Origin of the sequence: Acetobacteroides hydrogenigenes, assembly GCF_004340205.1 — a bacterium.
GTDB lineage: Bacteria > Bacteroidota > Bacteroidia > Bacteroidales > ZOR0009 > Acetobacteroides > Acetobacteroides hydrogenigenes.
The window spans coordinates 56471-79508 of the sequence record NZ_SLWB01000016.1; the positions used below are offsets into that span (position 1 = coordinate 56471).

Below are 23038 nucleotides of genomic sequence, written 5' to 3' on the forward strand. Positions count from 1 at the left end.
CGCTATCAATATCGAAAATAATAATCCTCTACTTTACCGGAACGATGCGCACAGCTGCTCCACCGCCCTTTGCCAGCTTTAGGGTAAGGGTCGATTGGGCATCTACCTGCTGCGCGGTGATGGCAATCGACGTTGGGTTGCTCTTCCAGTCGGCATCGGCGCCATCGGCATAAACTTGGGCGGTGTACTTCTTTCCCTTAGCTAGGAACGATAGCGGGATGGCGAGCGTGCGCTCCTGCTCGTTGGTTATCGAGCCGATGTACCACCCCTCGGCGTTGCGGTCCTTACGGGCGATGGTGATGTACTGGCCGATTTCGCCGTTGAGCACTTGGGTCTCCTCCCAGTCGCAGGGCACATCCTTGATGAACTGGAAGGCGGGGTTGCCCTCGTAGCTCTCGGGAAGGTCGGAGGCCATCTGAAGTGGACTGTAAATTACCACCATCATGGCGAGCTGCTTGGCAAGGGTGGTTTGCACGCGCGTTCCCTTAAGTCCGGTATTCTCGAAGTTGAAGGTGCCGGGGGTGAAGTCGAACGGTCCGGCCAGCATGCGGGTAAATGGGATTACGGTGGTGTACGATGGGGGATTTCCTCCGTCCATCGACCAGGCGTCGTACTCCTGACCGCGGCCACCCTCCTGGGTCATAAAGTTGGGGTAGGTGCGGCAGAGGCCGGTGGGCTTCACGGGCTCGTGGTTGTCGATCATGATGCGGTAGCGGGCCGCCTCCTCGAACACCTTACGGTAGTGGCGGATGCCGTACTGGCTGTCGTGCCACTCCTTGCCGTCGATATACTTGTTCACGTAGCCGGTTTTAATGCAGCTTACGCCGTTCTGCTGGTACAGCTTAAAGGCATCCTCGAGCTGCTTCTCGTAGTTGGCGGCAAAGCCTCCGGTTTCGTGGTGGCCGATGAGCTTAACATTCTTCGATGCGGCATATCGGCATATCTCAGGAAGATCGAAATCGGGGTAGGCCTTGGTGAAGCTAAAGCGGTAGCCCTCCTTCGACCAGTCGTAGTCCCAGCCTTCGTTCCATCCCTCAACCAGTACGCCCGCAAAGCCGTTGGCGGCGGCAAAGTCGATGTACTCCTTCACGATCTTGGTGGTTGCCCCGTGTTTAGAGCCTTGCCCCCAGGTGTACTTGTTGATGTGCATGCCCCACCAAACGCCGATGTACTTGGCAGGCTTAACCCACGAGATATCCTTTAGCTTGCAGGGTTCGTTAAGGTTTAGCATGATGTTGGAGGTGATGAGGTCGCCGGGCTTATCGGCCACGATCACCGTGCGCCATGGCGTTGAGAATGGCGCCTTGGCGTACACCTTAACGCCGTTGCTCCAGGGCACCAGCTCGCTGCGGAGCTTGCCCTTGCCCACATTCAGCAGGGTCATCGAGGCGTAGTCGGTAAGGTTGGCCTCGTGGATGGCCAGGTACAGCCCATCCCTAGTTTCGATGGTGGCAGGCGTATTTACCGTGTCGATGGCCGCGATGGCGGTATGGCGGGGGATGCTCTCGTAGTAGCTGTTGTCGCCATGAACGGGAGTCCACCAAGCCTTATCGGCCGTAGGAAGGCTGAATTCGGTCTCCTCGCTGGCGATAATCAGGCTATCGATGTTGGGCTGCTTGGGGAAGGTGTAGCGGAAGCCCAACCCATCGTCGAATACGCGGAAGGTAACGTTGATGGCGCGCTTAAGCCCCGACTTCTCGCGAAGCTTCACCACCAGTTCGCCGCAGCTATTCGTTATCCAGCGGCGCTCGCCCCAGGGTTGCTCCCACTTCTCGTTGATGCTTCGGCTGCTGCTGCCAACAACGGCAAGGTTGCCCTTCATCTCGGGCATATTCCTAAAGGTAAATCCTAACGACGATGGCGCAATAACCTCCTTGCCGTTGCGGGTAAGCGAGTAGGTTGCCGTTCCCTTTTGAAGGACAAAGCTAACCTGCACCCTGCCGTTTGGCGATTTTGCCCGGAGGGTTGCCTCAGCGCCCAGCACCAGCCCTGTCTGGCAGAGCAGCAGGAGTGCAACCGCTAGCGTGTATATTCTTTTCATTTGGTATGGTATTTTAATTTATCGATCTCATCGGACATCAAGCATCTTCGATGCCTTCGTACTGATGCAAATCTAGCAGCAACCATCCACGAAAATTCCTCGCGCCTGCTTTATCTAAATCCAACCAACCAAATATAGATGAATTAGCGCTGCTTATAAGCAAGTTGCATGTCGTAGACAGGGGCAAAAATCTAGATATTTCAAAGGGATATACGAGCAAATAAAGGGCAAATATGGCGGTTTTTGGCAGCAGAAAATGCCCTGAAGCCTCTTTTTATGAGGGGGGGGTGAGATGTGTGAATTGCGATTTGAGATGTGTGATGTGAGAAATGATTTTCAGATTCCTTCTAGGGTAAGCAAATCCGATGTCAGAGCTTATTGTTATGGGTAAAGGATGCACAGGGACTATTCCTCCCGCCTTAGCGGGAGGTGCCCGAAGGTTGTAGCGAAGCGGAAATCCCGAGAAGCGGGGGCGGGGTGGTTTATGTCAAAACAGCAAGGTGTCTCTGATTTCTCAACTACAACCACCCCCGGCTACGCCGACCTCCCGCCTTAACGGGAGCAATCGCGCTGATTTTACTCTGCTAAGTGTATGTCCACCTCGCCTCCGCTCGGTGGCCGCCGAGCGGAGGCGAAAAAGAGCCTTGATTAAACGCTTGTCAAAATTCTTTGACTTCAAATTCCTTCCGTCTAATCCCGCTAAGGCGGGATGTCGCTGCGCTCCACTTCCTGCTATAGAGGCGTTCTGATCTGCATGATGCGTTCCTCGAAGTGGTCGCGATCGATGGATTTGCTCTTGATCTTGGTTTTGTAGGTGTAGATGGTGCTCATCGAGTAGTCCAGAAACTTTGCGATCTTCTCGTTGTCCTTAATGCCCAGGCGCATCAGGGCGAAAATCCGCATCTCGGGACTAAGCAACTCGCCGCTTTTGGGGCTGATGCGATCCTCCTCCCTAAATAGGGCGTTAAACTCCTCGACGAAGCTGGGGAAGAGCTTTAGGAATATCCGGTCGAAGCTCTCGAACAGCGATTCCCGCTCCTTCTTCAGATCGTTGCTCTTAAGGATAGCGGACAAATCGTCGAACTGACGTGCCACCACCTTGCGGTGAATCGACTTTTGGAAGGCTTCAATCCGGGCTATGTACTCCGAGTTGGCGTTAAAGAAGTAGCCAATATACTCATCCTTGATACGGTTGGCATCCTCGAGGCTCTTGTTGATGTGCTCCAGCTGTAGGTTCGTTTCCTGCAACAGCTCCTTAACTTTTCGTATTCGGCGTAGCTGCCGGTAGATGATAACGGCAAAAGCCACCACCACCATTGCCAGAAGGCTCACCACAACAGCAAACCAAACAAGGTTACGCCGCTGCTGCTCCACCATGGCCATCCTTTCGCTCTCGATAATGGGCATAATGGCGGCCAGCTCCACCTTTCGCTGGCGGGCGTTGTACCGCCGGGCATCATCCATAGCTACCGTAATAAAACGGTACGCCCGTTCGACATCTCCCTGCTTGAACAGAAGCGTAGCCAAATCGCGCAGCGCCACCGTTTCGTGGGTCGATCCCTTAATATCGGCAATGGCGGCACGTATCAGCCACTCCGTCTCCTTCTCGAGGTTGCCCTGCATCCGATAAACATAGCTTAGGCACGAAGCCGCAACGCCCATCTGCTGATGCGTAAGCGTTCTGTGGGCAATCGAATACTCGAACAAGCGTTGAGCCTGAAGCCATTTGCCCGATCGTATCAGCAGAACGCCCTCATTCAACCAACGGTCGTAGGTTTCTAGCGCTGCCAAATCGAAGGCTTTTCGAAGATAACCGTTACTCCTTTGCAGGTAGAGGTCGGATAGGCTACCACCCTTGGCATAGTCGGCCAAATCGGAATAGGCTCTGGCGATAACCCCATAGTATTCGAGCCGAATAGAATCGGGAAGGGTTTGCACGCTGATGCTTTCGAGCGTATCCAGAGCCTCCTTAAACAGACCTGAAGAGAGAAAAACGAAGCTCTGCCCAATCTTGCAGTACGATACCAGTGCGGGCTGCCGCAGCTCTCGCGCAAAGCCCTTTGCCCGCTCGATGTAGCTGTATGCCGAGTCGTAGTTGTACGATTGGTATTCCCTAAAAAGATTATGGCTAATCGAAAACCTATCGCTAACATCCGAAGTAGCCTGCAGCTTATGCTTCAGCATCAGCAAACGCTGCTCCTTAACCTCTGCGTAGCGATTCCGCTGACCAACCAGCAGGTCCAAATCACGCATTAGGCTATCATTACTACCCTTTTGAGCAAACAGGTAGCAAGGCAAAACAAGCAGCAGAAGCGTTAGGAATCTTTTCATTCGTGGTATTCGTTAAAGCTGCTCGCAAGTTACATCCTTTTCGAAGCAGTAAAAAACACCCTTTCGAAAGGTTACGGTTCCGGCCTTTCGATAGCCTAACTTGGTGTACAGACCTTCGGAGGTTGGATTTTGCGTAAAGCTATCTAGGCGTATTGATGCATATCCATTCTTCCGAGCATGAGCCTCGGCAAACGCCATAAGCCCTTTAGCAACCCCCATCCCCTGAAAGTCGGGATGAACGCATAGCCGGTGCACCACCAGCTGCTTGCCATTGGTGTATTTCCAGCAGATTTCGGCGTACTCCTTATCCTGAAAATCATTGAGCACAACCATTCCCTGTACGATCTTATTTTCTTCGAGAACGTATAGGTTGCCTTCGGCGATATCCCGTTTCAGGACATCAGCATTGGGGTAAACCTCATCCCACTGATCGATGCCCGTTGCCGACATCGAAGCAGATGCGGCCCTAACGATTTCCATCAGCCTAACCACTTCGCGTTTGGTTGCCTTTCTAATCATATTTTAAGGAATTTACTATTCCCAAATATAGCCGATTGAATGTTTGATCCCCCCCTCACCTATACGATGTGGCTTCCCTTAGCATTATCCGCCCAAAATTGTACCTTTGCAGCTTAACGTTATATTAATGACAATGCTACTTCTCGAACCCCAAAGCTGGAAAGACTACGAGCTCATCGACTCGGGCAACTTCGAAAAGCTCGAGCGCTTCGGCAGCTACGTGGTGGCGCGCCCCGAACCTCAGGCCGTATGGAACAAATCGCTGTCCGATGCCGAGTGGGAGCGCATGGCCAACGCCTACTTTAAGAAGGATAAGGGGCAGAAGAGCGGTCAGGACGAACGGGGTACTTGGATCAAGAAAAAGGGAATGCCCGAGCAGTGGGTGGTTTCGTACCACTACCAAAACATGGCGCTAAAGATGCGCCTTGGGCTTACCTCGTTTAAGCACGTTGGATTATTCCCCGAGCAGGGCGAGAACTGGAACTACATCAACAGGGTTGTCAAAAAGATGAAGACACCCCAGCCTAAGGTGCTCAACCTTTTTGCCTATACGGGTGGCGCATCCATTGCGGCCAAGGCCTCGGGGGCCGATGTTACCCACGTCGACTCGGTGAAGCAGGTGGTTACCTGGAGCCGCGAGAATATGGAGCTGAGCGGCCTCAACAACATCCGCTGGATTGTTGACGATGCGCTGAAGTTCGTACGCCGAGAGGTGAAGCGCGGCAACAAGTACAACGGCATCATCCTCGATCCACCCGCTTACGGACGTGGACCAGATGGAGAGCGCTGGATTCTGGAGGATAATATTCTGGAGTTGATCCAATGCTGCCGCGAGATGCTCGATCCCGAGGAGGGTTTCTTAGTGCTCAACCTCTACTCTATGGGCTTCTCGGCCATCATCGCTGAAACGCTCATTCATCAAACTTTCGGTAAGGATATTAACCTCGAAATGGGCGAGCTCTACCTCAACGACCGCTTCGACAAAAAGCTACCGCTGGGGGTATTCTGTAGGTTTACCAACTTCTAATCACGGATTAGACAGATTTCGCGGATTGCACGGATTCTTCCTGCAAAATATAAAGAAGGGCGCATGTAATGCGCCCCTACATATAATCTACTCGGTTTATTTCCTTCTCAAACGCGCCATGTAGAACCCATCACCACCGGAGGATGGCATAATTGCGCGATCTTCCTCTAACGTAAATTCGGGTCGAGCTGAAAGGAATGCATCCACCTGTCCCCTATTCTCGGAGTTTAGGATGCTGCAGGTTGCGTAAACCAGCACGCCACCAGGCTTAACCATTTTCGAGTAGCGGCTGAGGATATCAGCCTGCTGCTGCTTCACGTTCTCTATGCTTTCAGGCGTCATTCGCAGCTTCGACTCGGGGTTGCGACGAAAGACTCCTGTTCCCGAGCAGGGAACATCGAGCAAAAGGAAGTCGACCTTGTCGTACATGCGCTTAACCACCTTGGTGGTATCGATAAGCCTCGTTTCGATGTTGGAGATGCCAGCTTTTAGGGCGCGACGCTTCAGTTCCTCGAGCTTTTGCGGATAAAGATCCATCGAAATGATGCGCCCCTTGTTACCCATCAGCGTGCCGATGTGCAGCGACTTGCCGCCGTTTCCGGCACAGGCGTCAACCACCAATCCAGAGCCTTTGTAATCCTTCAAAAGGAATGGCGCCACCTGCTGCGACGAGATATCCTGTACCTCCAGCAACCCTGCCTTAAAAGGAACCGTTCCGAAAATCTCCTTTCCTCCGGCAACCTCCAACGCATCTGGAAAGTCTGGTACGTTACGAACCACCACCATTTGTTGGCGCAGCTCATCAACAAGGTTGCGGGTGGAAACTTTCATCGTGTTGGTGCGGATGTACCGCTTAGGGCGAGACGCAAAGGCAATTAGTTCCTGCTCCCAGCTGCCTCCAAGTTCTTCTTTGGACAAATCGATAAACCACTGGGGAAAGTCTGGAGACTCTGGGGTAACATTGTCTCCATCAATACGCTCGACAGGTATTTCAAGAGCCTTGTTTACGATGCTGATGATGCTCTCTCCGCTGCCACCACCCAACGCATACCAGTTACGGAATACGAATGGCGCATACAGGCTCAACGCCCGACGAATATTGGGATCGACAACCTTCTTGTCCTTAAAAATATCGCGCAAAGCCCTATCGAGGTAGACATCCTCAGTAGCGACCTGCCTAACCACTGCGGCCAATAGGTTTGTCAGCTGCTTTTCCTTCATGGTATCAAATTATAGTGCGGCAAAAGTACAATAAAATGCATCAACGCCACATTACTTTATTCTTCCAAATATCTTATCGAAAAACCAGTTAGGACGTGCTGCAACTTCGCCCTTTGAGGGGCAATTGCCTTTTCCTAAGAGCTCATCTACGATGGTTTGGATTAAGGGTTGCTGAATATGCTGTGGAGGTGCAATATCAAAGGTTTCTGCACCTCGCTCTCCAACATATTCGATAGGCGTAAACTTGAAGGTAGAAAAAGTAATCTTACCCTTGGTGCCTACGATTTCTACCGTGTCTACCTCTGCTTCTGGCGCAGCCACAAAGCTCCAGAGGGCAGTTCCAAGCGCACCACTCTCAAACTGAAACGATGCGGAGACCGTATCCTCGGCAGCATAAAAACCACCTAGATTTGCAGCATAACCTTGTACATCGACAATCTTTCCCAAAATAAAATCGAGGATGTCGATGGTATGGGGAGCCAAATCGAGTAAATACCCACCCCCGGCAACCTCCGGCTTTACGCGCCAGGTATGGTTAGAGGCATTGATATCCGTTTCACGGGGTGATTTAAGCAGTTCAACACGAACTGTAAGCGGTTTCCCAACTGCTCCGTTTTCGACTAGTTCCTTTACCTTGATAAAGTAGGGCAATCCCCTGCGGTAATGGGCAACGAAAATCGGTTTACAGGCCTCCTCCGAAGCTCTTACCATTTCCATGCACTCGTCGTATGTAAGCGCCATCGGCTTCTCGACATATACCGCCTTTCCGGCTTTAAGGGCCATAAGCGCATAATCCTTATGCGTATTTGGCGGTGTAGCAATGTAAACTGCATCGATTTGAGCATCGGCAAGCAGCTCCTCTGCGCTGCTGTACCATTTGGGAACGTTGTGCCGTTGGGCAAAGTCTGCAGCTTTTGCCACATCGCGCCTCATAACAGCAACCAGCCTCGAATTTTCCACCTTGTAGAAAGCGGGACCACTTTTTACCTCACAAACATTTCCGCACCCAATTATGCCCCAACGAACAGTATCCATAGTTCCTAATAAAAATTGTCATTTACTTATTATTCCTTCGCAATTTAACCTAAAAACCGACAATCATTTATATCTTTGTATTGACACTACTTTAAACTATAAATATCAAATAACTATTTATGCAAAAGCCTGTGGACAATCGTGGAAATTTAATTCTGCTAAACAATACGATTCTTACAAGGAATACCCTTGCCATTCTTTGCAGAACAAGTTTAGTTCTATTTTCGATTTTCACCATCCATTTTGCCATTCAAGCCTATTTGAATCTATTAGATCATTTAGGTGCACTTGTTGTAAACATGCTGTTGTTTATTGTGTCTATTTTATCGATTCATAAAATATATACCATTAAATTCACCACCCTATACCGATCTCTATCAATTGATAATCTCCGTGTAGTGCGTTTCAGAACTCCGTTTATCAAGAGTTTTATACGTCCAGTTGTTTTCTCGTACCCTTATGCCGAGTTTGAGGATGAAAACGGGACAGTCAAGAAATATCGCGTATGCTTGGAAAAACCGGTTCTGTCTCAGTTCAAAATTGAACTGGTAAAAAAGGACATTCGAGTAGAGGAATACTACCAGCAAAAGAGCATTCTTTAACACGATAAAACGGATTTGCAGCTCGTTGAGAACAATTAATTAATCGTTCGTGTGTCTAAAGCAAAAAGTTCATTTTTGCTTTTTGAACTTAATAACACATGAACAAGATGAATCCGAAGGTTAAAGAATTTAGAGAGTACCGTGAAAAGATGAACGAGAAGATCCTTTCTAAAAACAATCTCGTTATTAAACGCATCTACAACATCGACACCAACACCTACCAAGAGGGTGCTTTATCTACCCGCGAAAAGGAGTTAATGGGCCTTGTTGCTTCTATGGTGCTCCGCTGCGACGACTGTGTGAAGTACCACCTCGAAACTTGTTACAACATTGGCCTAAATACCGATCAAATAATGGAGGCCTTTTCTGTTGCCAACCTCGTAGGCGGAACCATCGTAATCCCTCACACCCGCCGAGCCCTCGAGTACTGGGAAGCGTTGCAGGAAGAGTAGTAGAACAACAAAGACAAAAGCCCACTCGTAACATCGCTAGGCTATCCTCGTCTTTTCTTATCCGAAATAGAATTAACACCTAAAAATAGCCGATATGCTGAAGGCATTGCCTCATCCTATCGGCTAAGAATAAACTATCACCAGATGAAAAAACTGCTTTTTACCATGCTGCTTTTTGCGGCTACAGCAGCATTGGCTAAAGACGAGGCTCCGCTCTGGATGCGGCATCCCTCGATCTCACCCGATGGCAAAACCATCGCCTTTGCTTACAAGGGAGATATTTACACCGTTGCAGCAACGGGAGGTAAAGCCACCCAGCTAACCACCAACCCGGCGTACGACTATATGCCCGTATGGAGCCCCGATAGTAAGAGCATCGCCTTTGCTAGCGACCGATACGGCAACTTCGACATCTTTACGATGCCCGCTGAAGGAGGAACTCCCAAGCGCATTACCACCAATTCGGTTTCCGAGCAGCCCAAAGCGTTCTCTCCCGATGGAAAAGAAATCCTTTTCCTTGCCCAAATCATGGATAAGGGGAACAGCCGTCAATTCCCTTACGGAGGATTTCGCGAACTCTATGCCGTTTCGATTGATGGAGGTCGCCCACATCAGGTGCTCACTACCCCTGCTGAGGATCTTTCGTTCGATAAGAGCGGTAAGCTAATGGCCTACCACGACTACAAAGGCTACGAGGACCCCATGCGTAAGCACCATACCTCGCCCGTTACGCGCGATATTTGGGTGTACGATACCCAATCTAAAAAGCACACCAAAATAACGACCTTTGGTGGCGAAGACCGTACCCCCATCTTTGGCGATAACGGCAAAACGATCTACTACCTCAGCGAGCAGTTTGGCGACTTCAACATGGTTAAAACCAGCATCGACAATCCTGCAAAGGTTGAGCAGCTAACCTTCTTCAAGAAGAATCCGGTACGCTTCCTCACCAAATCGAACGATAACATATTTGCCTTTGGCTACGGCGGAGAGATATACACCATGAAGGAAGGGGAGCAACCCCAAAAGGTAGCCATCTCGATTGTTGCCGATCAAGTTGAAAACACCCTAGTTAGTAACGACATTACCTCTGGTGCCAGCGAAATGTCCGTTTCGCCTAACGGCAAAGAGGTTGCCTTCGTGTTACGCGGCGATGTATTCGTAACCTCGGTAGAGTATGGCACCACCAAACGCATCACCAACACGCCCGAGCAGGAGCGCACTGTTGGCTTCAGCCCCGATGGACGAAGCCTTGCTTATGCAGGCGAGCGCAACAGCAAGTGGCAAATATTCACCTCTACAATCGTAAAGAAGGATGAGCCTTTCTTTGCCACATGCACCTCTGTAAAGGAGGAAACTCTTGTTTCTATCCCCGAAGATGCCTTCCAACCAGCCTATTCGCCCGACGGCAAAGAAGTAGCCTTCCTTAAGAATAGAACAACCCTTAGCGTCATCAACCTAAAGAGCAAGGCCATTCGCGATGTGCTCGACGGAAAGTACAACTACTCGTACAGCGATGGAGATCAGGACTACTGCTGGTCGCCCGATAGCAAGTGGTTTTTGGTAAAATACTTCGAAAAAGGAGGATGGAGCATGGAAGATATCGGTCTGGTAAAGGCTGATGGAACCGGAACTATCTCCAACCTTACCAACAGCGGCTATGGCGATGGCAACCCTAGATGGATGATGAAGGGGCAGTCAATGATTTGGATTACCGACAGGGATGGCTACCGCAGCCACGGCAGCTGGGGAGCAGAAGCCGATGTTTACGGAATGTTCTTTACCAAGAAGGCTTGGGATACCTTTAAGATGACCAAGGAGGAATTGGAAATACAGAAGGAAGCCGAAAAGCTTGCCAAAAAGGGTAAAAAGGACGAAGCAAAAAAAGATTCTGCCGCCAAGGTTGCCCCAATCGAAATAGACCTCGACGATATAGAGGGCCGTACCACTCGTCTTACCATCAACTCGTCGAACATTTCGGACGCGGTGCTTACCCCCGATGGCGATAAGCTCTACTACCTATGCCAATTCGAAAGGGGCTACGATCTTTGGGTAAACGATCTGAAGGAAAAAAACACCAAGTTAGTAATGAAGCTTGATGGCTTTAGCGGAAACCTTGTTATGGATAATGAAGGGAAGAACCTCTTCTTTACGTCCGGTAATACGCTCAATAAGCTCGAGATATCGTCTAACAAGCGCACTACTATTAGCTATAAAGCCCCAACGTCTATCGACTTCCCTGCCGAACGAAAGTATATGCTCGACCACACCATTCACCTTGTCGAGAAGAAGTTCTACGATCCTAAGCTACACAACGTAGATTGGAAGTACTACCATCAGGAGTACGCCAAGTTCCTTCCCCATATCAACAACAACTACGACTTTGCCGAGCTGCTTGCTGAACTTCTTGGTGAGCTCAACGGCTCGCATACTGGAGGAAGGTACTCTCCTACCCCATCATCAAGTGCCGATCAGACCGCTACCCTTGGGCTAATCTATAACGATAGCTACAGCGGCAATGGCCTAATGGTGGCCGAGGTTATCAAAAAGGGACCATTTGCCAACGGCAAGACTAAGGTTGCTCCGGGTATCGTAATCAGCGCAATTGATGGCGACACCATTAAGGCAGGAGCTGACTACTTCCCATTGCTCAACCGTAAAGCCGGAAAAGCTACCGTTATCGGCCTCTTTAATCCAAAAACTGGAGAACGCTGGGAAGAGATCGTTAAGCCAATCAGCAAGGGTTCCGAGAACGGCCTCCTTTACGACCGCTACGTTGAGCGCCAAGAAGCCTACGTCGATTCGCTTTCGAATGGCAGAATCGGCTACGTGCACGTAAAAGGAATGGACAGCGAAAGTTTCCGCGAAACGTACTCGAAAACCCTCGGAAAGTTCCGTAATAAGGAGGCCCTTATCGTCGACACCCGCTTTAACGGCGGTGGCTGGCTACATAACGACCTTATCAACCTACTCAGCGGTAAAAAGTATGCCGAATTCACCCCTCGTGGGCAGTACATTGGTTCGGAGCCAATGTTCCAGTGGGCAAAGCCTTCGGTTGTGCTCATGTCGGAAGGCAACTACTCTAACGCACACGGATTCCCATTCGTGTACAAAGCGCTAAATGTTGGTAAGCTAATCGGGAAACCGGTTGCCGGAACCATGACTGCCGTATGGTGGGAGAAGCTACAGGATAGATCGATTACCATTGGTGTTCCTCAGATCGGCATGCGCGATATGAGCGGAAACTACCTCGAGAATCAAACGCTACAGCCCGATATTGATGTTGACTTCACCCCCGAGGATGTAGCCAACGGCATCGACCCACAGCTCGAAAGAGCCGTAAAGGAACTTTTGAAGAAGTAACAATGTTAAGTATCAAACCTAACAGGTTTTTGAAACCTGTTAGGTTTAACCACAAAATAAAAGATGAAAAAGTTTTTAATTGCAATTGCAGCATTCCTAGGATTCAGCGCGGCACAAGCACAGGATTCCCCGCTGTGGTTACGCTACCCCTCCATCTCTCCAGATGGTAAGACCATTGCCTTTACCTATAAGGGCGATATCTACACCGTTCCTGCAGCAGGAGGAAAGGCACAAGCCGTAACCACCAACCCATCGTACGACTACCTACCCGTGTGGAGCCCCGATGGCAAGACCATCGCCTTTAGCTCCGACCGTAACGGCAACTTCGATGTGTATGTTGTACCTGCCGAAGGAGGAACGCCAACTCGTTTGACGACCAACTCGGCCAACGAGAACGTGCAAACGTTTACCCCTGATGGCAAGCAGGTTATCTTTACCGCATCCATCCAAAAGCCTGCCAGCAACCAGCAGTACCCCGCCTCTTATCTTACCGAGACCTATGCTGTTTCGGTTAATGGTGGAAGATCGACCCTGCTAACCAGCGCTGCCGGTGAAAACCACGTCTACACCAAGGATGGGAAGACGGTATTCTACAACGATATTAAGGGACAGGAGAACGCCTGGCGCAAGCACCACACCTCGTCGGTTGCCCGCGATATCTGGAAGTGGAACATCGCTACCAACACCTTCACCCAGCTAACCGTAGAGGGTGCAGAGGATCGTGATCCGGTACTTACTGCCGACGAGAAGACGGTCTACTACCTATCGGAGAACTCGGGCTCGTTCAACGTTTGGAAGATGGACGTTGCCAACCCTAAAAGCATCGCGCAGGTTACCTCGTTTACCAAAGATCCTGTGCGCTTCCTTTCTATCTCCAACAACAACATCCTTGCCTTTAGCCAAAACGGCGAACTCTACACCTTAGCCCAAAGTGGCAAGCCCGAAAAGGTAAAGGTGACCATCGTTAACGACAGCGACAACCAAGTAGAAAAGGAAACGGCCCGCAACGGTCTTTCGGAAGGCGTTCTATCGCCCAACGGAAAGGAGCTGGCCATTGTGGTACGCGGCGACATCTACGTTACAGCCGTAGACTACGGCACAACCCGCCGCATCACCAACACTCCCGGACAGGAGCGCAGCCCATCGTTTAGCCCCGATGGCCGCACGCTGGTATACGCCGGATTCCGCAACGGAAGCTGGAACCTGTACACTTCAACGATTACAAAGGCTGAAGAGCCATTCTTCTTTGCGGCATCATCGGTTAAGGAGGAAACGCTTTTAGATAGCCCCGAAGAAACCTTCCAGCCCCTCTTCTCTCCAAAAGGCGGCGAAGTGGCCTATCTATCCGATAGAACCAAGATCAACATCATCGATGTTAAGACAAAAGCCGTTCGCCAGATTACCGATGGTAGCAAGAACTTCTCCTACTCCGATGGCGATATCAGCTTCGGCTGGTCGCCCGACGGAAAGTGGCTTACCCTTGCCTACATCGATAAGCTGCGCCAGGGCTACAACGACATCGGCATCGTGAGCAGCAAAGGCGGCGAGATTAAGAACATCACCCAATCGGGCTACATGCAGGACGATCCGAAGTGGATGATGGGTGGCGATATCATCCTATTCTCATCCGATCGTTACGGTATGAGAGCACACGGCTCGTGGGGCTCGCAGCGCGACGTTTTCGGTATCTTCACCAATAAGGCTGCCTACGACAAGTCGAAGCTCTCTCAGGAGGATCTCGACCTGATTAAGGAGCAGGAAAAGATGAAGAAGGAGGCCGAGAAGAAGGCCGCCGAAGCTAAGAAGGACGATAAAAAGAAGCCCGCCAAAAAGGGCGATGCGGCAAAAGCCGACACCGCTAAGAAGGAGAGCAAGCCCGAGGTAAAGGACCTCAAGATCGAGCTGAACGGCATCGAGGATCGCGTTGAGCGCCTTACCATCAACTCGTCAAACTTGGCCGACTACGTGATTACCCCCGATGGCGAAAAGCTCTACTACCTTGCCGCATTCGAAGGCGGATACGACCTATGGGTTAACGAGCTCCGCAAGAACGAGACCAAACTAGTTGTAAAGCTCAACGGCCGTGGCGGCTCGCTGATGCTCGACAAGGAGGCTAAGAACCTCTTCGTGATCGCATCGAGCGGTATCACCAAAATAGAGGTAGCCAACGGCAACAGAAAGCCCGTTACCTTTGCGGCCGATGTAGAGGTTGACCATGCCGCCGAGCGCGCCTACATGTTCGACCACGTGTACAAAACCGTGAAGAGCAAGTTCTACCGTACCGACCTTCAAGGGTGCGACTGGGAGTACTACAAATCGAACTACGAGCGCTTCCTTCCCTACATCGACAACAACTTCGACTTTGCCCAGCTGCTCAGCGAGCTCCTTGGCGAGCTTAACGCATCGCACACCGGCAGCAGCTACCGAGCAACGAAAGAGAACGCCGATGCTACCGCCCGTCTGGGTCTTCTAATGGACATGACCTACACCGGCGAAGGCGCCAAGGTGGTAGAGGTTATTAAGGATGGTCCATTCGACCGCGAATCGTCGAAGGTAAAGGCCGGATCGATGCTGGTTGCCATCGACGGTAGCCCCGTTAAGGCTGGCGAAGACTACTATCCGCTGCTTAACAAGAAGGCGGGCAAGCGCACCATGCTTACCTTTAAGGATGATAAGGGCAGCACCTGGGACGAGGTTATCAAGCCAATCAGCGCCGGTGCCGAAAGCGAGCTGATGTACAACCGCTGGATAGACAATCGTCGTGCCGAGGTAGAAAAGCTATCGGGAGGTCGCTTAGGCTACGTGCACATCCGCTCGATGGCCGACGAGAGCTTCCGCACCACCTTCTCTGACGTTTTCGGTAGATACAACCAAAAGGAAGGTATCATCATCGACACCCGCTTTAACGGCGGTGGACGCATGCACGAGGATATCGAGGCGCTGTTCAGCGGCACCAAGTACCTCGAGCAGGTTCCCCGCGGACAGTACGTGGGCCTTCAGCCAACCAAGCGTTGGACTAAGGCATCCATCATGCTAATGGGCGAGGCCAACTACTCCAACGCGCACGGAACCCCTTGGGTGTACAAGCATATGGGCATTGGTAAGCTCGTAGGTATGCCAGTTCCTGGAACCATGACCAGCGTTTGGTGGGAGAACATGCAGGACAACAGCATCACCTATGGAATTCCAATCATCGGATACCGCACCAAGGAGGGCAACTTCCTAGAGAACACCCAGCTCGAGCCCGACTTTAAGGTAGCAAACCAGTCTACCATACTAGATCAGGGTCGCGACCAACAAATTGAGGAGGCCGTAAAGGAGCTACTTAAGGATATCGATGCCAACAAGTCGAAGACTTGGTAGGCAGTAGGTGTATTAAATTGACTAAGGGCTGGTAGCAATACCGGCCCTTCTTGTTTCGTGTCGATGCTATAAGGGAAGTGGGCTGTATAAGAACGCTAATGTTTAACCACCTCCAACCAATCAATTGAACAAAGCCGAACGCCGAACGTGCAGTGATGGGAGCCTCTGCTTAACTGGGTTAGATCAACCATACTCCATCAAACTTAAGATACACCTCCGACGGCTCTCTAAACGGAAACCCTTTAATAGGAGTTCTCACCTCCCATATATCCAAAATCTCTTCATCCTTTTTTCCAACAGATGTAGATAAATAGTCGTAGCCCGTAGGTTTAACTCCAAAGTGCTTTACCATCGCTTCATTTTTCTCATCAACCATTAGATAGTACACCCCATCAAGGTAGTTCATGATCCGAAGCTTAAACCCATCTACTGTACCCCAATTCTCTACATGATAGGCGGAGTCGACCTCTAACGGTTTTATTGGCCTTGTATAATAGTTGCCAAATGTATAATCTATTTGTAGTTCAAATCCGATTTTTAAATCGTCAGAATTATCACTAACCAAAACATCTCGTTCGGTACTCAATGGATACATCTTGCCTTTGAATAAAGCCCAATCGTATGTTCTCAATTTGTCCATAAATTCTTTCTATTTGAATATTTTTTTATTAGTTCTGTTATGCGAAAGCTCCAGCCTTCGCCAATTCTATCATTGCAGGCTAGAGCCTGCTAGATTCAGCAGAGGCACAGCTTCAGCCGACCGAGAAAAACTCATCATCTAAATTTTAGGTGCTTTTACTATTTTCTCAAGTTTTTCTTTGATCTCGTAAATATCAAAATAGGATCTTTCGCGGTCGAGAAACTTCAGCTTAATCCCCCAAAACATAAATGGGAACCATAAAACAACATGGTAAATCCCTACATCTCTGTCATCATTCAGAGAGCACCACAAAATGGCAAGTAGATAGGTTGCATACAAGGTCGTTAGCAGCATTAATTCAGGGAAAATTGGAAAAAGTAAAAGCCAGCAACGCTGTAAAAATAACTCATCGTCGTATTTCTCTCTCCGGAGCTTTGTCTCCTTTTTAAACTTTCGGTATTTAATATAGGTTCTCAGCCCTAGGTAGGGGCCCATCCTGTAATACTTAATTCTCCCGTATATTTCTAGTAGCCTTTTTGCATCTGCTTTTGTCATTTCTATTCAATTTTAATCGGTATTCTCGCTACGCCAGGCTTGGCGCGGCCACTGGCCGTATTCGCAGGCGGAAGGTATCTATTATTGGTAAGTTTTCAAAGAGGATAAGCCCCCCTACGCTCAACGGAGTAGCAGAGTACCCCTTATGCGTACCGTAAACTTTTTTCGGTTTGACGATTTCCCCGTCAGGGAAATGACCAACCCGTTTACTTTGACAATTTCCCGACTGGGGGAACGCTCAACCTGATTACTTTGACGATTTCCCGACCAGGGGAACGCCCAACCCGATTACTTTGACGATTTCCCGACCAGGGAAATACCCAACCCGTTTACTTTGGCGATTTCCCGACTAGGGGAATATCCCCATCAATCGAGTATAAATGGCATTGCATGAATTTTTTCTCTTATTATTTTATATTACAGAAATAATTTTGGATATTTAACACACAAACCATTAAAACCATTTCATATGAATAAAATTAAAGGGTCCTATTTGAAAAACTTACGCGTTGACGAGCAAATAGGCGTATTGAAGCAGATCATTTCAGTTTTAAAATCATTTAACGTAAGTACGCTGGAGCTGGAGGCCGAGCTGGCAAGGTTGGAGAGCACCACCAAGCAGTTCGAGGTCTCGACATCGACGCTCAGCGAAAAGGAGAAAACCGCCGAGATGGTGGCCGCCGATGGCGAAGTAGACGGCTTTTTAGGAAGCTTTAAGGGCTACCTGAAGTCGCTTTCGCGCAACCCCAAGCCCGAGCTACACGTTCCAGCTCGACGCCTAATTAGCATCATCGAGCAGCAGGGGTGGGATGTCGAGGATATGTCGTACGAGGCAGAGTCGTCGGTTATCAGCAAGCTCAACACCATCTTTACCACCGATGCTGATGCGATCAGCTCGCTTAAAGCCCTAAATGCCGAGGTATTCTGGAGCGACGTGATGGTAGCAGAGGCAAAATTCCTGAACATCCAAAAGGTAAGAGTGGTAGCCACCTCCGAAAAGGCGGGTGTTATCTCCCCTATCACCGCAGGTAAGGATGCTCGAGAAGCCTGTTACGCCCTATTAAAGAAGGTGGATGCGTTTGCCGTAGTTTCGGCGAAGCCCGAGTATGCGGCAATCATCAGCCAGATAAACGAGATTATTGACGCCAAGCGCGCCCAACTCTTTGCCCGCACCACCAAGGCTGAAAACGCCAGAAAGAAAGCTGCCGCTAAAAACGATTCGGAATCCGCATCGTAACATCACAAAAGAACATATTGTAGAAAGGGCCGTACAGCAATGCACGGCCCTTTCTCTATGTGTATTCTCTTTGTCTCTGTTAGGATGAAATTACATCCCCGAATGCTCCTGCTGCCGGTTCTCGAGGTAGCCCAGCACTACCCGATCCATAAAGAGCAGGAAGAGGATTAGAAACGATACGCCTGCTACTACGTAGCCGCTGATGGTAAACTCGGCGTACTTGGGGAAGAAGGCGTTGACAACGTAGTTGCCCACAAAAACCGCTACGGTAAGCAGGGCTAGCACAATAGCGGTTCGCCCAAGCATCTTAAGCTGAATTCGGAAGGCCAGCTTGCGGGCAATACGGTCGTTGACCCCCTGCAGGAAACTCTTAGGAAGCCCGTACCCCGGATCTTGGCGCATGGCGCTCTCGAAAAATTCGTCGAAGTTATGTTGCTTGCTCATATCGTTACCCCCAGATTTCTTCTTTTGCAAATGTAAGCTTTTCCCTTAACATGTTCCTTGCCCGCGCCAGGTAGCTCTTAACCGTACCCTCGGGCATACCCGTTACCTCTTCAATTTCCCTATACGAGAACTCCTCGAGGTAGAACAGCGTCAGCACCACCCGGTAGTGCTGCGGCAGCTCCTCCACCTTACGCAGCAGCAGCTGCCGGGCATCCTCGTCGAGGGTAAAGGAGCAATCGTCATCAACCGTTGCCCCCACTTCCCTTTCAAGTGCTGGAGAGTCATCCATCGACACCTCCTGGAGCCGCTTGCGCTTGCGCAGGTGGTTTATGGCATGATGGTAGGCCACCGAGGCAATCCACGTGGATAGCTTCGACTGCCCGCGAAACTCGCCCAGCTTCTGGTACACCTTAACGAACACATCCTGGCAGATGTCGGCAGCCTCATCGTCGCTCAGCACCATTCGGCGTACTATGTGCAGCACCAGCTTCTGGTGAATGCTCACCAGGTAGCTAAAGGCCGACATGTTGCCGTTAAGGATTTGCTTTATGAGTTCTGCATCGTTCATTGTGCGTATATGACGCCAAGATAGTAGTAAAGGTTGCAGCTTCAATCGCTTTTTCTTCGAAAAAATGATTCCCATGCTAAAAGAATGATGCTATAGGAAGAGGACAAACAGGGCTTACTCCCCTCCTTTTTAAGGAGGGGTGCCCGAAGGGTGGGGTGGTTTATGTCAAAATAGCAAGGGATTATCTCATTTTTCAACTACACCCCCCCCCGGCTACGCCGACCCCTCCTTAGAAAGGAGGGGAATCGCGCTGATTCTATCTTATGCAAAACGTTTAAGGCGCTATTGTAAAAATTTACTATATATCAAAAAAAATGCATCCACCCTGCAACCTTTCTTTCAGTAGCGGTGTCACATGGGCAAATCAAAAACACAAACGCAATGGAAGCAATACTAGTCACTGGAATCGTATTCTACGGATTCTACCTGATCTTTAAGGCATGGTCGGACCATTCCATAAAGAGAATGCTCATCAAGAACAACATGATCGACCAATCGGAGAAGCTAATTGTAAAGGAAACGCCATCTGCCGAGCAAAACAGCCTACCAACACTTAAGTGGGGATTGGTACTTCTTGCTCTTGGAATAGGCTCTGTTGTTTCAGCCTCGTTCTATCCTCTAATTATGACCTACGAGGAGCACTACTACCTACTAACATGGCTACTACCAGGCATCGTGCTTATCTTTGCCTCGCTGGGTTTCTTGGCCTACTTCTTCATCTCTCAAAGGATGAAAAAGTAAGCATCCATCAATTTAAAACACGAAGGCCACAAAGTATCATTCGAACTTTGTGGCCTTCGTGTTATCCTTTACAACCTTTGTGCTTACCTAATCGCGAATTACGACCATCTGGCAACGGGCGCAGTCGAACTGCAGCCTAAAGCGCTGCCCGTTGTTTTCGAGAAATAGCGGCTCCTTTAGCTTGGTAGCACCTGCCGTTTTAAGGCAAGCACCCAACTCGTAGCGCAGGCAGTACTTGGTTGTCATTAGATGAGCACCTGCCACATGAGAAAGCTCGAAGCCTTCGTCTATCTGCAGTACTCCGTGCCGCTCGTAGAACTTTCGAGAGAGCGAGTTTACAACATTCCCAGAGTAATCGAGTGTCTGTTCTGGATATGGAATACTATTAGGAGTGATGGATGACGCAGCCTCAGGCAGGCTTGCCTCACGTTTAGCCTCCAGCGATTCTAGCAGCATTCTACGGTAGCCGTTTAGCGTTGATATGGGGATAAACGGCACCTCTTGGCAATCGACACCTACGCGCACCACCTCAAACATTCCTCCACCCGACTTGCGTAGCTGCTGATCGATGTTTTGAAGCGCGCGCTCGGGCTTCTGGGCTATTTCAAAGAGCTCGTCCACTACCAGCTTGGAGGTAAAGCCATCGGCATCCAGCGCCATCATGGTCAACCGTCCAGCCGTATAGGTAAAGTTTATGCTGATATCTACCAACCGTTCAGTAGAGCAGCCTTCGAGCATCTTGGCAAACCGATGGTCGTAATTCCTAAATATCTGAACACCCTTCGTAATGCCATCCATCCGGTTAGGGAACACGCTTCGTCCATCCACCTTGTTGATGTTGGTTCCCACCAGTCCACCACCTTTAGATATAAAGCAAATGCCATCACCATTAGATAGCGGCATTTTGGCATCAATCTCAAAGCATAACTTCCGTACATTGGTCACCGTACCAACCAAAGCACCAGTAGCCTTGGCGGTGTTAAATCCCGTGAGGCTATCCTCCCTCTTTTGCGTAAAGTAGGCGGTAAAGCCACGGTTAAAGCTTTTCTGCGCATCGGGCGTAAAGCCGAGGAATACCTTTCCCGATGATGCCCTACGGTACTCGGAGCGCTCCTCCAGAATAGCATCAAGTTCCTTTCTATATAGCGCGGTGATATTTTTCACGTAGTCGACATTCTTGAGCCTACCCTCTATCTTAAACGAGCATATGCCTGCATCGGCCAGCTGCCGAATGCTGCGCGAGAGGTTGAAATCCTTAAGCGAAAGCAGATGCTTATTTTTTAGGATGATGTTACCCGTGCCATCCACCAAGTCGTAGGCCGATCGGCAGGGCTGTGCGCACGCACCACGGTTAGCGCTACGTCCGGTAATAGCCTCGCTCATGTAGCACTGACCGCTGTAGCTCACGCAAAGCGCACCGTGTACAAATGCCTCCAGCTCCACGTTAGTATGCTTTCTTATATCGGCAATCTGCTGCAGCGACAGTTCTCGGGCAAGAATCACCCTTTCGAAGCCAACATCCTGAAGGAACTTTACCTTTTCGGGAGAAATATTGTGGGTTTGCGTTGATGCATGCAGCGCAATTGGCGGTAGATCCATTTCCAAGAAGGCCATATCCTGCACGATGAGCGCATCGGCACCCGCATTGTAGGCCCAACGGGCAACCCGTTCGGCCTCCTCCAGCTCGTGCTCATACACAATGGTATTCACCACCACAAAAACCTTCGCCCGGTAACGATGCGCATAGCGGATAAGCTGCTCCACATCCTCAAAGGAGTTAGAGGCAGCTTCGCGTGCACCAAAACGGGGCGCACCAACGTACACCGCATCGGCCCCATAGCCAATGGCAGCAATACCCTGCTCAAGGTTCTTTGCAGGCGATAGTAGTTCTAAGGTTCTTGGTTTCATCAGCAACAAAGGTAGCAATTAAGTGGATAGGGAATAGCGAGTAGGGGACTCGCGGATAAGCTGACTAATAAAAGAAAGGGCTGAGATTAACCTCAACCCTTTCTAATATCTAAAATCTATCGTCTAAATTCTAAAGATTAAACAGACGAATCAGCTCGTGAGCCAGCCCATCCTCCTTATGGTGAAGGGCAACTACGTTAGCAGCCTTCTTTACCTTTTCGGGAGAATTGCCCATTGCCACCCCGTAACCAACCTCGCGGAGCATCTCCACATCGTTGTAGTTATCGCCAAAGGCAGCTGCATTAGCCGCATCAACACCAAGTGCATCAAGCACCTTATGCATTGCTAGAGCCTTATTGGTTCCCATTGGGGTAATCTCTAGGTAGGTATCCTTCGAGCGATAGGCGTTGGCATTGCCCACATGCTCTCGGCGCATGAAATGCTCCAGCTCGCCAACCACGTGTGCATCGCCCATGCACATAATCTTATGCACGCCAAAGCCATGGCGAGCCCACTTCTCTAGAGTCTTTTCAACAGGAGCAAACTCAGGAGTAACTCGTGTATTATTAATCTCCCGCTTTGCCCAATAATCCTCGGTTTCCACAAACCACTCATCTTCCCTAAACAGGCTTATGTGAACGTCGGTATCCTTTAAAAAAGAGTATACGTCGTAGGCCACATCTGTAGAAATTGTCAAGTTCTGAACAACTTCTTTCTTTTCACTATTGTGGAAGATAAGACCGCCGTTGTAGGCGATAATAGGATCGGTAATTTCTAGTTGTGTGGCCAGATGAGTAATGGCCTTAGGCATTCGTGCCGATATCAGAATAAATGGGATGTTGTAGAGGTTTCGAACCTTTTTGATTGCTTCAACCGTAAGCGGAGAAAGAACACGATTTTTGTTGAGTAACGTACCGTCAATATCCGAAAGAATAGCCTTGATTGGCTGTAAAGTTTCTGCCATTTTGATTTTAGAAGGAACGCGTGCAAA

The 23038-nt window shown here is 49.8% G+C and carries 18 protein-coding genes; 7 read left to right on the forward strand and 11 right to left on the reverse strand.

Translation table 11 applies throughout. The annotated features are described in order from the left end of the window. Window positions 1–28: 28 nt before the first annotated feature. From CLV25_RS13720 to CLV25_RS13730, 3 genes are all read right to left on the reverse strand, one after another. The gene (locus CLV25_RS13720) at window positions 29–2041 is read right to left on the reverse strand and encodes a glycoside hydrolase family 97 protein (protein ID WP_131840237.1); all 2013 of its coding nucleotides are present in this window, start codon (window positions 2039–2041) and stop codon (window positions 29–31) included. A gap of 732 nt (window positions 2042–2773) precedes the next feature. After that, entirely contained in the window at window positions 2774–4372 is a 1599-nt protein-coding gene (locus CLV25_RS13725) for a DUF6377 domain-containing protein (RefSeq protein WP_131840238.1), read from the reverse strand. Window positions 4373–4384: 12 nt separating this feature from the next. Then, entirely contained in the window at window positions 4385–4891 is a 507-nt protein-coding gene (locus CLV25_RS13730) for a GNAT family N-acetyltransferase (protein ID WP_131840239.1), read from the reverse strand. 127 nt (window positions 4892–5018) lie between these two features. Between CLV25_RS13730 and CLV25_RS13735 the strand changes: the two genes are divergently transcribed. Then, a complete protein-coding gene (locus CLV25_RS13735; protein WP_243649636.1) occupies window positions 5019–5918 on the forward strand; it encodes a class I SAM-dependent methyltransferase in 900 nt (299 codons plus the stop codon). A gap of 96 nt (window positions 5919–6014) precedes the next feature. Here the strand turns inward: CLV25_RS13735 and CLV25_RS13740 are convergent, their stop codons facing one another. Both CLV25_RS13740 and CLV25_RS13745 read right to left on the reverse strand, forming a co-directional pair. Further along, the gene (locus CLV25_RS13740; protein WP_131840240.1) at window positions 6015–7139 is read right to left on the reverse strand and encodes an RsmB/NOP family class I SAM-dependent RNA methyltransferase; all 1125 of its coding nucleotides are present in this window, start codon (window positions 7137–7139) and stop codon (window positions 6015–6017) included. Window positions 7140–7190: 51 nt separating this feature from the next. After that, entirely contained in the window at window positions 7191–8174 is a 984-nt protein-coding gene (locus CLV25_RS13745) for a Gfo/Idh/MocA family protein (protein WP_131840241.1), read from the reverse strand. A gap of 119 nt (window positions 8175–8293) precedes the next feature. Between CLV25_RS13745 and CLV25_RS13750 the strand changes: the two genes are divergently transcribed. The 4 genes from CLV25_RS13750 (at window position 8294) to CLV25_RS13765 (ending at window position 15954) form a co-directional block, all read left to right on the forward strand. Next, window positions 8294–8776: a hypothetical protein gene (locus CLV25_RS13750; protein WP_131840242.1), complete on the forward strand. Its 483-nt coding sequence runs from the start codon at window positions 8294–8296 to the stop codon at window positions 8774–8776. A 98-nt stretch (window positions 8777–8874) separates the two neighbouring features. Further along, complete coding sequence (locus CLV25_RS13755) at window positions 8875–9228, forward strand: carboxymuconolactone decarboxylase family protein (RefSeq protein ID WP_243649637.1); 354 nt, start codon at window positions 8875–8877, stop codon at window positions 9226–9228. A gap of 144 nt (window positions 9229–9372) precedes the next feature. Beyond that, window positions 9373–12591: a S41 family peptidase gene (locus CLV25_RS13760; RefSeq protein ID WP_131840244.1), complete on the forward strand. Its 3219-nt coding sequence runs from the start codon at window positions 9373–9375 to the stop codon at window positions 12589–12591. 63 nt (window positions 12592–12654) lie between these two features. Next, window positions 12655–15954 carry a S41 family peptidase gene (locus CLV25_RS13765; RefSeq protein ID WP_131840245.1) on the forward strand — a complete coding sequence of 1100 codons (3300 nt, stop codon included), beginning with the start codon at window positions 12655–12657 and terminating at the stop codon, window positions 15952–15954. A 178-nt stretch (window positions 15955–16132) separates the two neighbouring features. On the opposite strand, the gene CLV25_RS16010 is transcribed toward CLV25_RS13765, so the two are convergent. Further along, window positions 16133–16594, reverse strand: coding sequence for a hypothetical protein (locus tag CLV25_RS16010; RefSeq protein ID WP_207895683.1), 462 nt, complete (start codon window positions 16592–16594; stop codon window positions 16133–16135). Between the two features lie 138 nt (window positions 16595–16732). Further along, complete coding sequence (locus tag CLV25_RS13775; protein WP_131840247.1) at window positions 16733–17149, reverse strand: hypothetical protein; 417 nt, start codon at window positions 17147–17149, stop codon at window positions 16733–16735. A gap of 469 nt (window positions 17150–17618) precedes the next feature. Here CLV25_RS13775 and CLV25_RS13780 point away from each other — a divergent pair, with 469 nt between their 5' ends. Continuing rightward, on the forward strand, window positions 17619–18386 hold the full coding sequence (locus CLV25_RS13780; RefSeq protein WP_131840248.1) for a DUF6261 family protein: 768 nt from the start codon (window positions 17619–17621) through the stop codon (window positions 18384–18386). Between the two features lie 90 nt (window positions 18387–18476). Here the strand turns inward: CLV25_RS13780 and CLV25_RS13785 are convergent, their stop codons facing one another. Both CLV25_RS13785 and CLV25_RS13790 read right to left on the reverse strand, forming a co-directional pair. Next, window positions 18477–18830: a hypothetical protein gene (locus CLV25_RS13785; RefSeq protein ID WP_131840249.1), complete on the reverse strand. Its 354-nt coding sequence runs from the start codon at window positions 18828–18830 to the stop codon at window positions 18477–18479. Window positions 18831–18834: 4 nt separating this feature from the next. After that, window positions 18835–19398: an RNA polymerase sigma factor gene (locus CLV25_RS13790; protein ID WP_165877089.1), complete on the reverse strand. Its 564-nt coding sequence runs from the start codon at window positions 19396–19398 to the stop codon at window positions 18835–18837. A 381-nt stretch (window positions 19399–19779) separates the two neighbouring features. Between CLV25_RS13790 and CLV25_RS13795 the strand changes: the two genes are divergently transcribed. Further along, a complete protein-coding gene (locus tag CLV25_RS13795) occupies window positions 19780–20139 on the forward strand; it encodes a DUF6249 domain-containing protein (RefSeq protein WP_131840251.1) in 360 nt (119 codons plus the stop codon). 87 nt (window positions 20140–20226) lie between these two features. On the opposite strand, the gene CLV25_RS13800 is transcribed toward CLV25_RS13795, so the two are convergent. Together CLV25_RS13800 and CLV25_RS13805 are read right to left on the reverse strand one after the other, a co-directional pair. Further along, window positions 20227–22047 (reverse strand): peptidase U32 family protein, encoded by a 1821-nt coding sequence (locus CLV25_RS13800; RefSeq protein ID WP_131840252.1) that lies wholly within the window; start codon window positions 22045–22047, stop codon window positions 20227–20229. Between the two features lie 130 nt (window positions 22048–22177). Beyond that, window positions 22178–23011 (reverse strand): Cof-type HAD-IIB family hydrolase, encoded by an 834-nt coding sequence (locus tag CLV25_RS13805; protein ID WP_131840253.1) that lies wholly within the window; start codon window positions 23009–23011, stop codon window positions 22178–22180. Between the last annotated feature and the right edge of the window lie 27 nt (window positions 23012–23038).

Coding starts and splice junctions, on each gene's coding strand:
- CLV25_RS13720 (WP_131840237.1), bottom strand. CDS start 2,041: ATGAAAAGAATATACACGCTAGCGGTTGCACTCCTGCTGCTCTGCCAG.
- CLV25_RS13725 (WP_131840238.1), bottom strand. CDS start 4,372: ATGAAAAGATTCCTAACGCTTCTGCTGCTTGTTTTGCCTTGCTACCTG.
- CLV25_RS13730 (WP_131840239.1), bottom strand. CDS start 4,891: ATGATTAGAAAGGCAACCAAACGCGAAGTGGTTAGGCTGATGGAAATC.
- CLV25_RS13735 (WP_243649636.1), top strand. CDS start 5,019: ATGACAATGCTACTTCTCGAACCCCAAAGCTGGAAAGACTACGAGCTC.
- CLV25_RS13740 (WP_131840240.1), bottom strand. CDS start 7,139: ATGAAGGAAAAGCAGCTGACAAACCTATTGGCCGCAGTGGTTAGGCAG.
- CLV25_RS13745 (WP_131840241.1), bottom strand. CDS start 8,174: ATGGATACTGTTCGTTGGGGCATAATTGGGTGCGGAAATGTTTGTGAG.
- CLV25_RS13750 (WP_131840242.1), top strand. CDS start 8,294: ATGCAAAAGCCTGTGGACAATCGTGGAAATTTAATTCTGCTAAACAAT.
- CLV25_RS13755 (WP_243649637.1), top strand. CDS start 8,875: ATGAACAAGATGAATCCGAAGGTTAAAGAATTTAGAGAGTACCGTGAA.
- CLV25_RS13760 (WP_131840244.1), top strand. CDS start 9,373: ATGAAAAAACTGCTTTTTACCATGCTGCTTTTTGCGGCTACAGCAGCA.
- CLV25_RS13765 (WP_131840245.1), top strand. CDS start 12,655: ATGAAAAAGTTTTTAATTGCAATTGCAGCATTCCTAGGATTCAGCGCG.
- CLV25_RS16010 (WP_207895683.1), bottom strand. CDS start 16,594: ATGGACAAATTGAGAACATACGATTGGGCTTTATTCAAAGGCAAGATG.
- CLV25_RS13775 (WP_131840247.1), bottom strand. CDS start 17,149: ATGACAAAAGCAGATGCAAAAAGGCTACTAGAAATATACGGGAGAATT.
- CLV25_RS13780 (WP_131840248.1), top strand. CDS start 17,619: ATGAATAAAATTAAAGGGTCCTATTTGAAAAACTTACGCGTTGACGAG.
- CLV25_RS13785 (WP_131840249.1), bottom strand. CDS start 18,830: ATGAGCAAGCAACATAACTTCGACGAATTTTTCGAGAGCGCCATGCGC.
- CLV25_RS13790 (WP_165877089.1), bottom strand. CDS start 19,398: ATGAACGATGCAGAACTCATAAAGCAAATCCTTAACGGCAACATGTCG.
- CLV25_RS13795 (WP_131840251.1), top strand. CDS start 19,780: ATGGAAGCAATACTAGTCACTGGAATCGTATTCTACGGATTCTACCTG.
- CLV25_RS13800 (WP_131840252.1), bottom strand. CDS start 22,047: ATGAAACCAAGAACCTTAGAACTACTATCGCCTGCAAAGAACCTTGAG.
- CLV25_RS13805 (WP_131840253.1), bottom strand. CDS start 23,011: ATGGCAGAAACTTTACAGCCAATCAAGGCTATTCTTTCGGATATTGAC.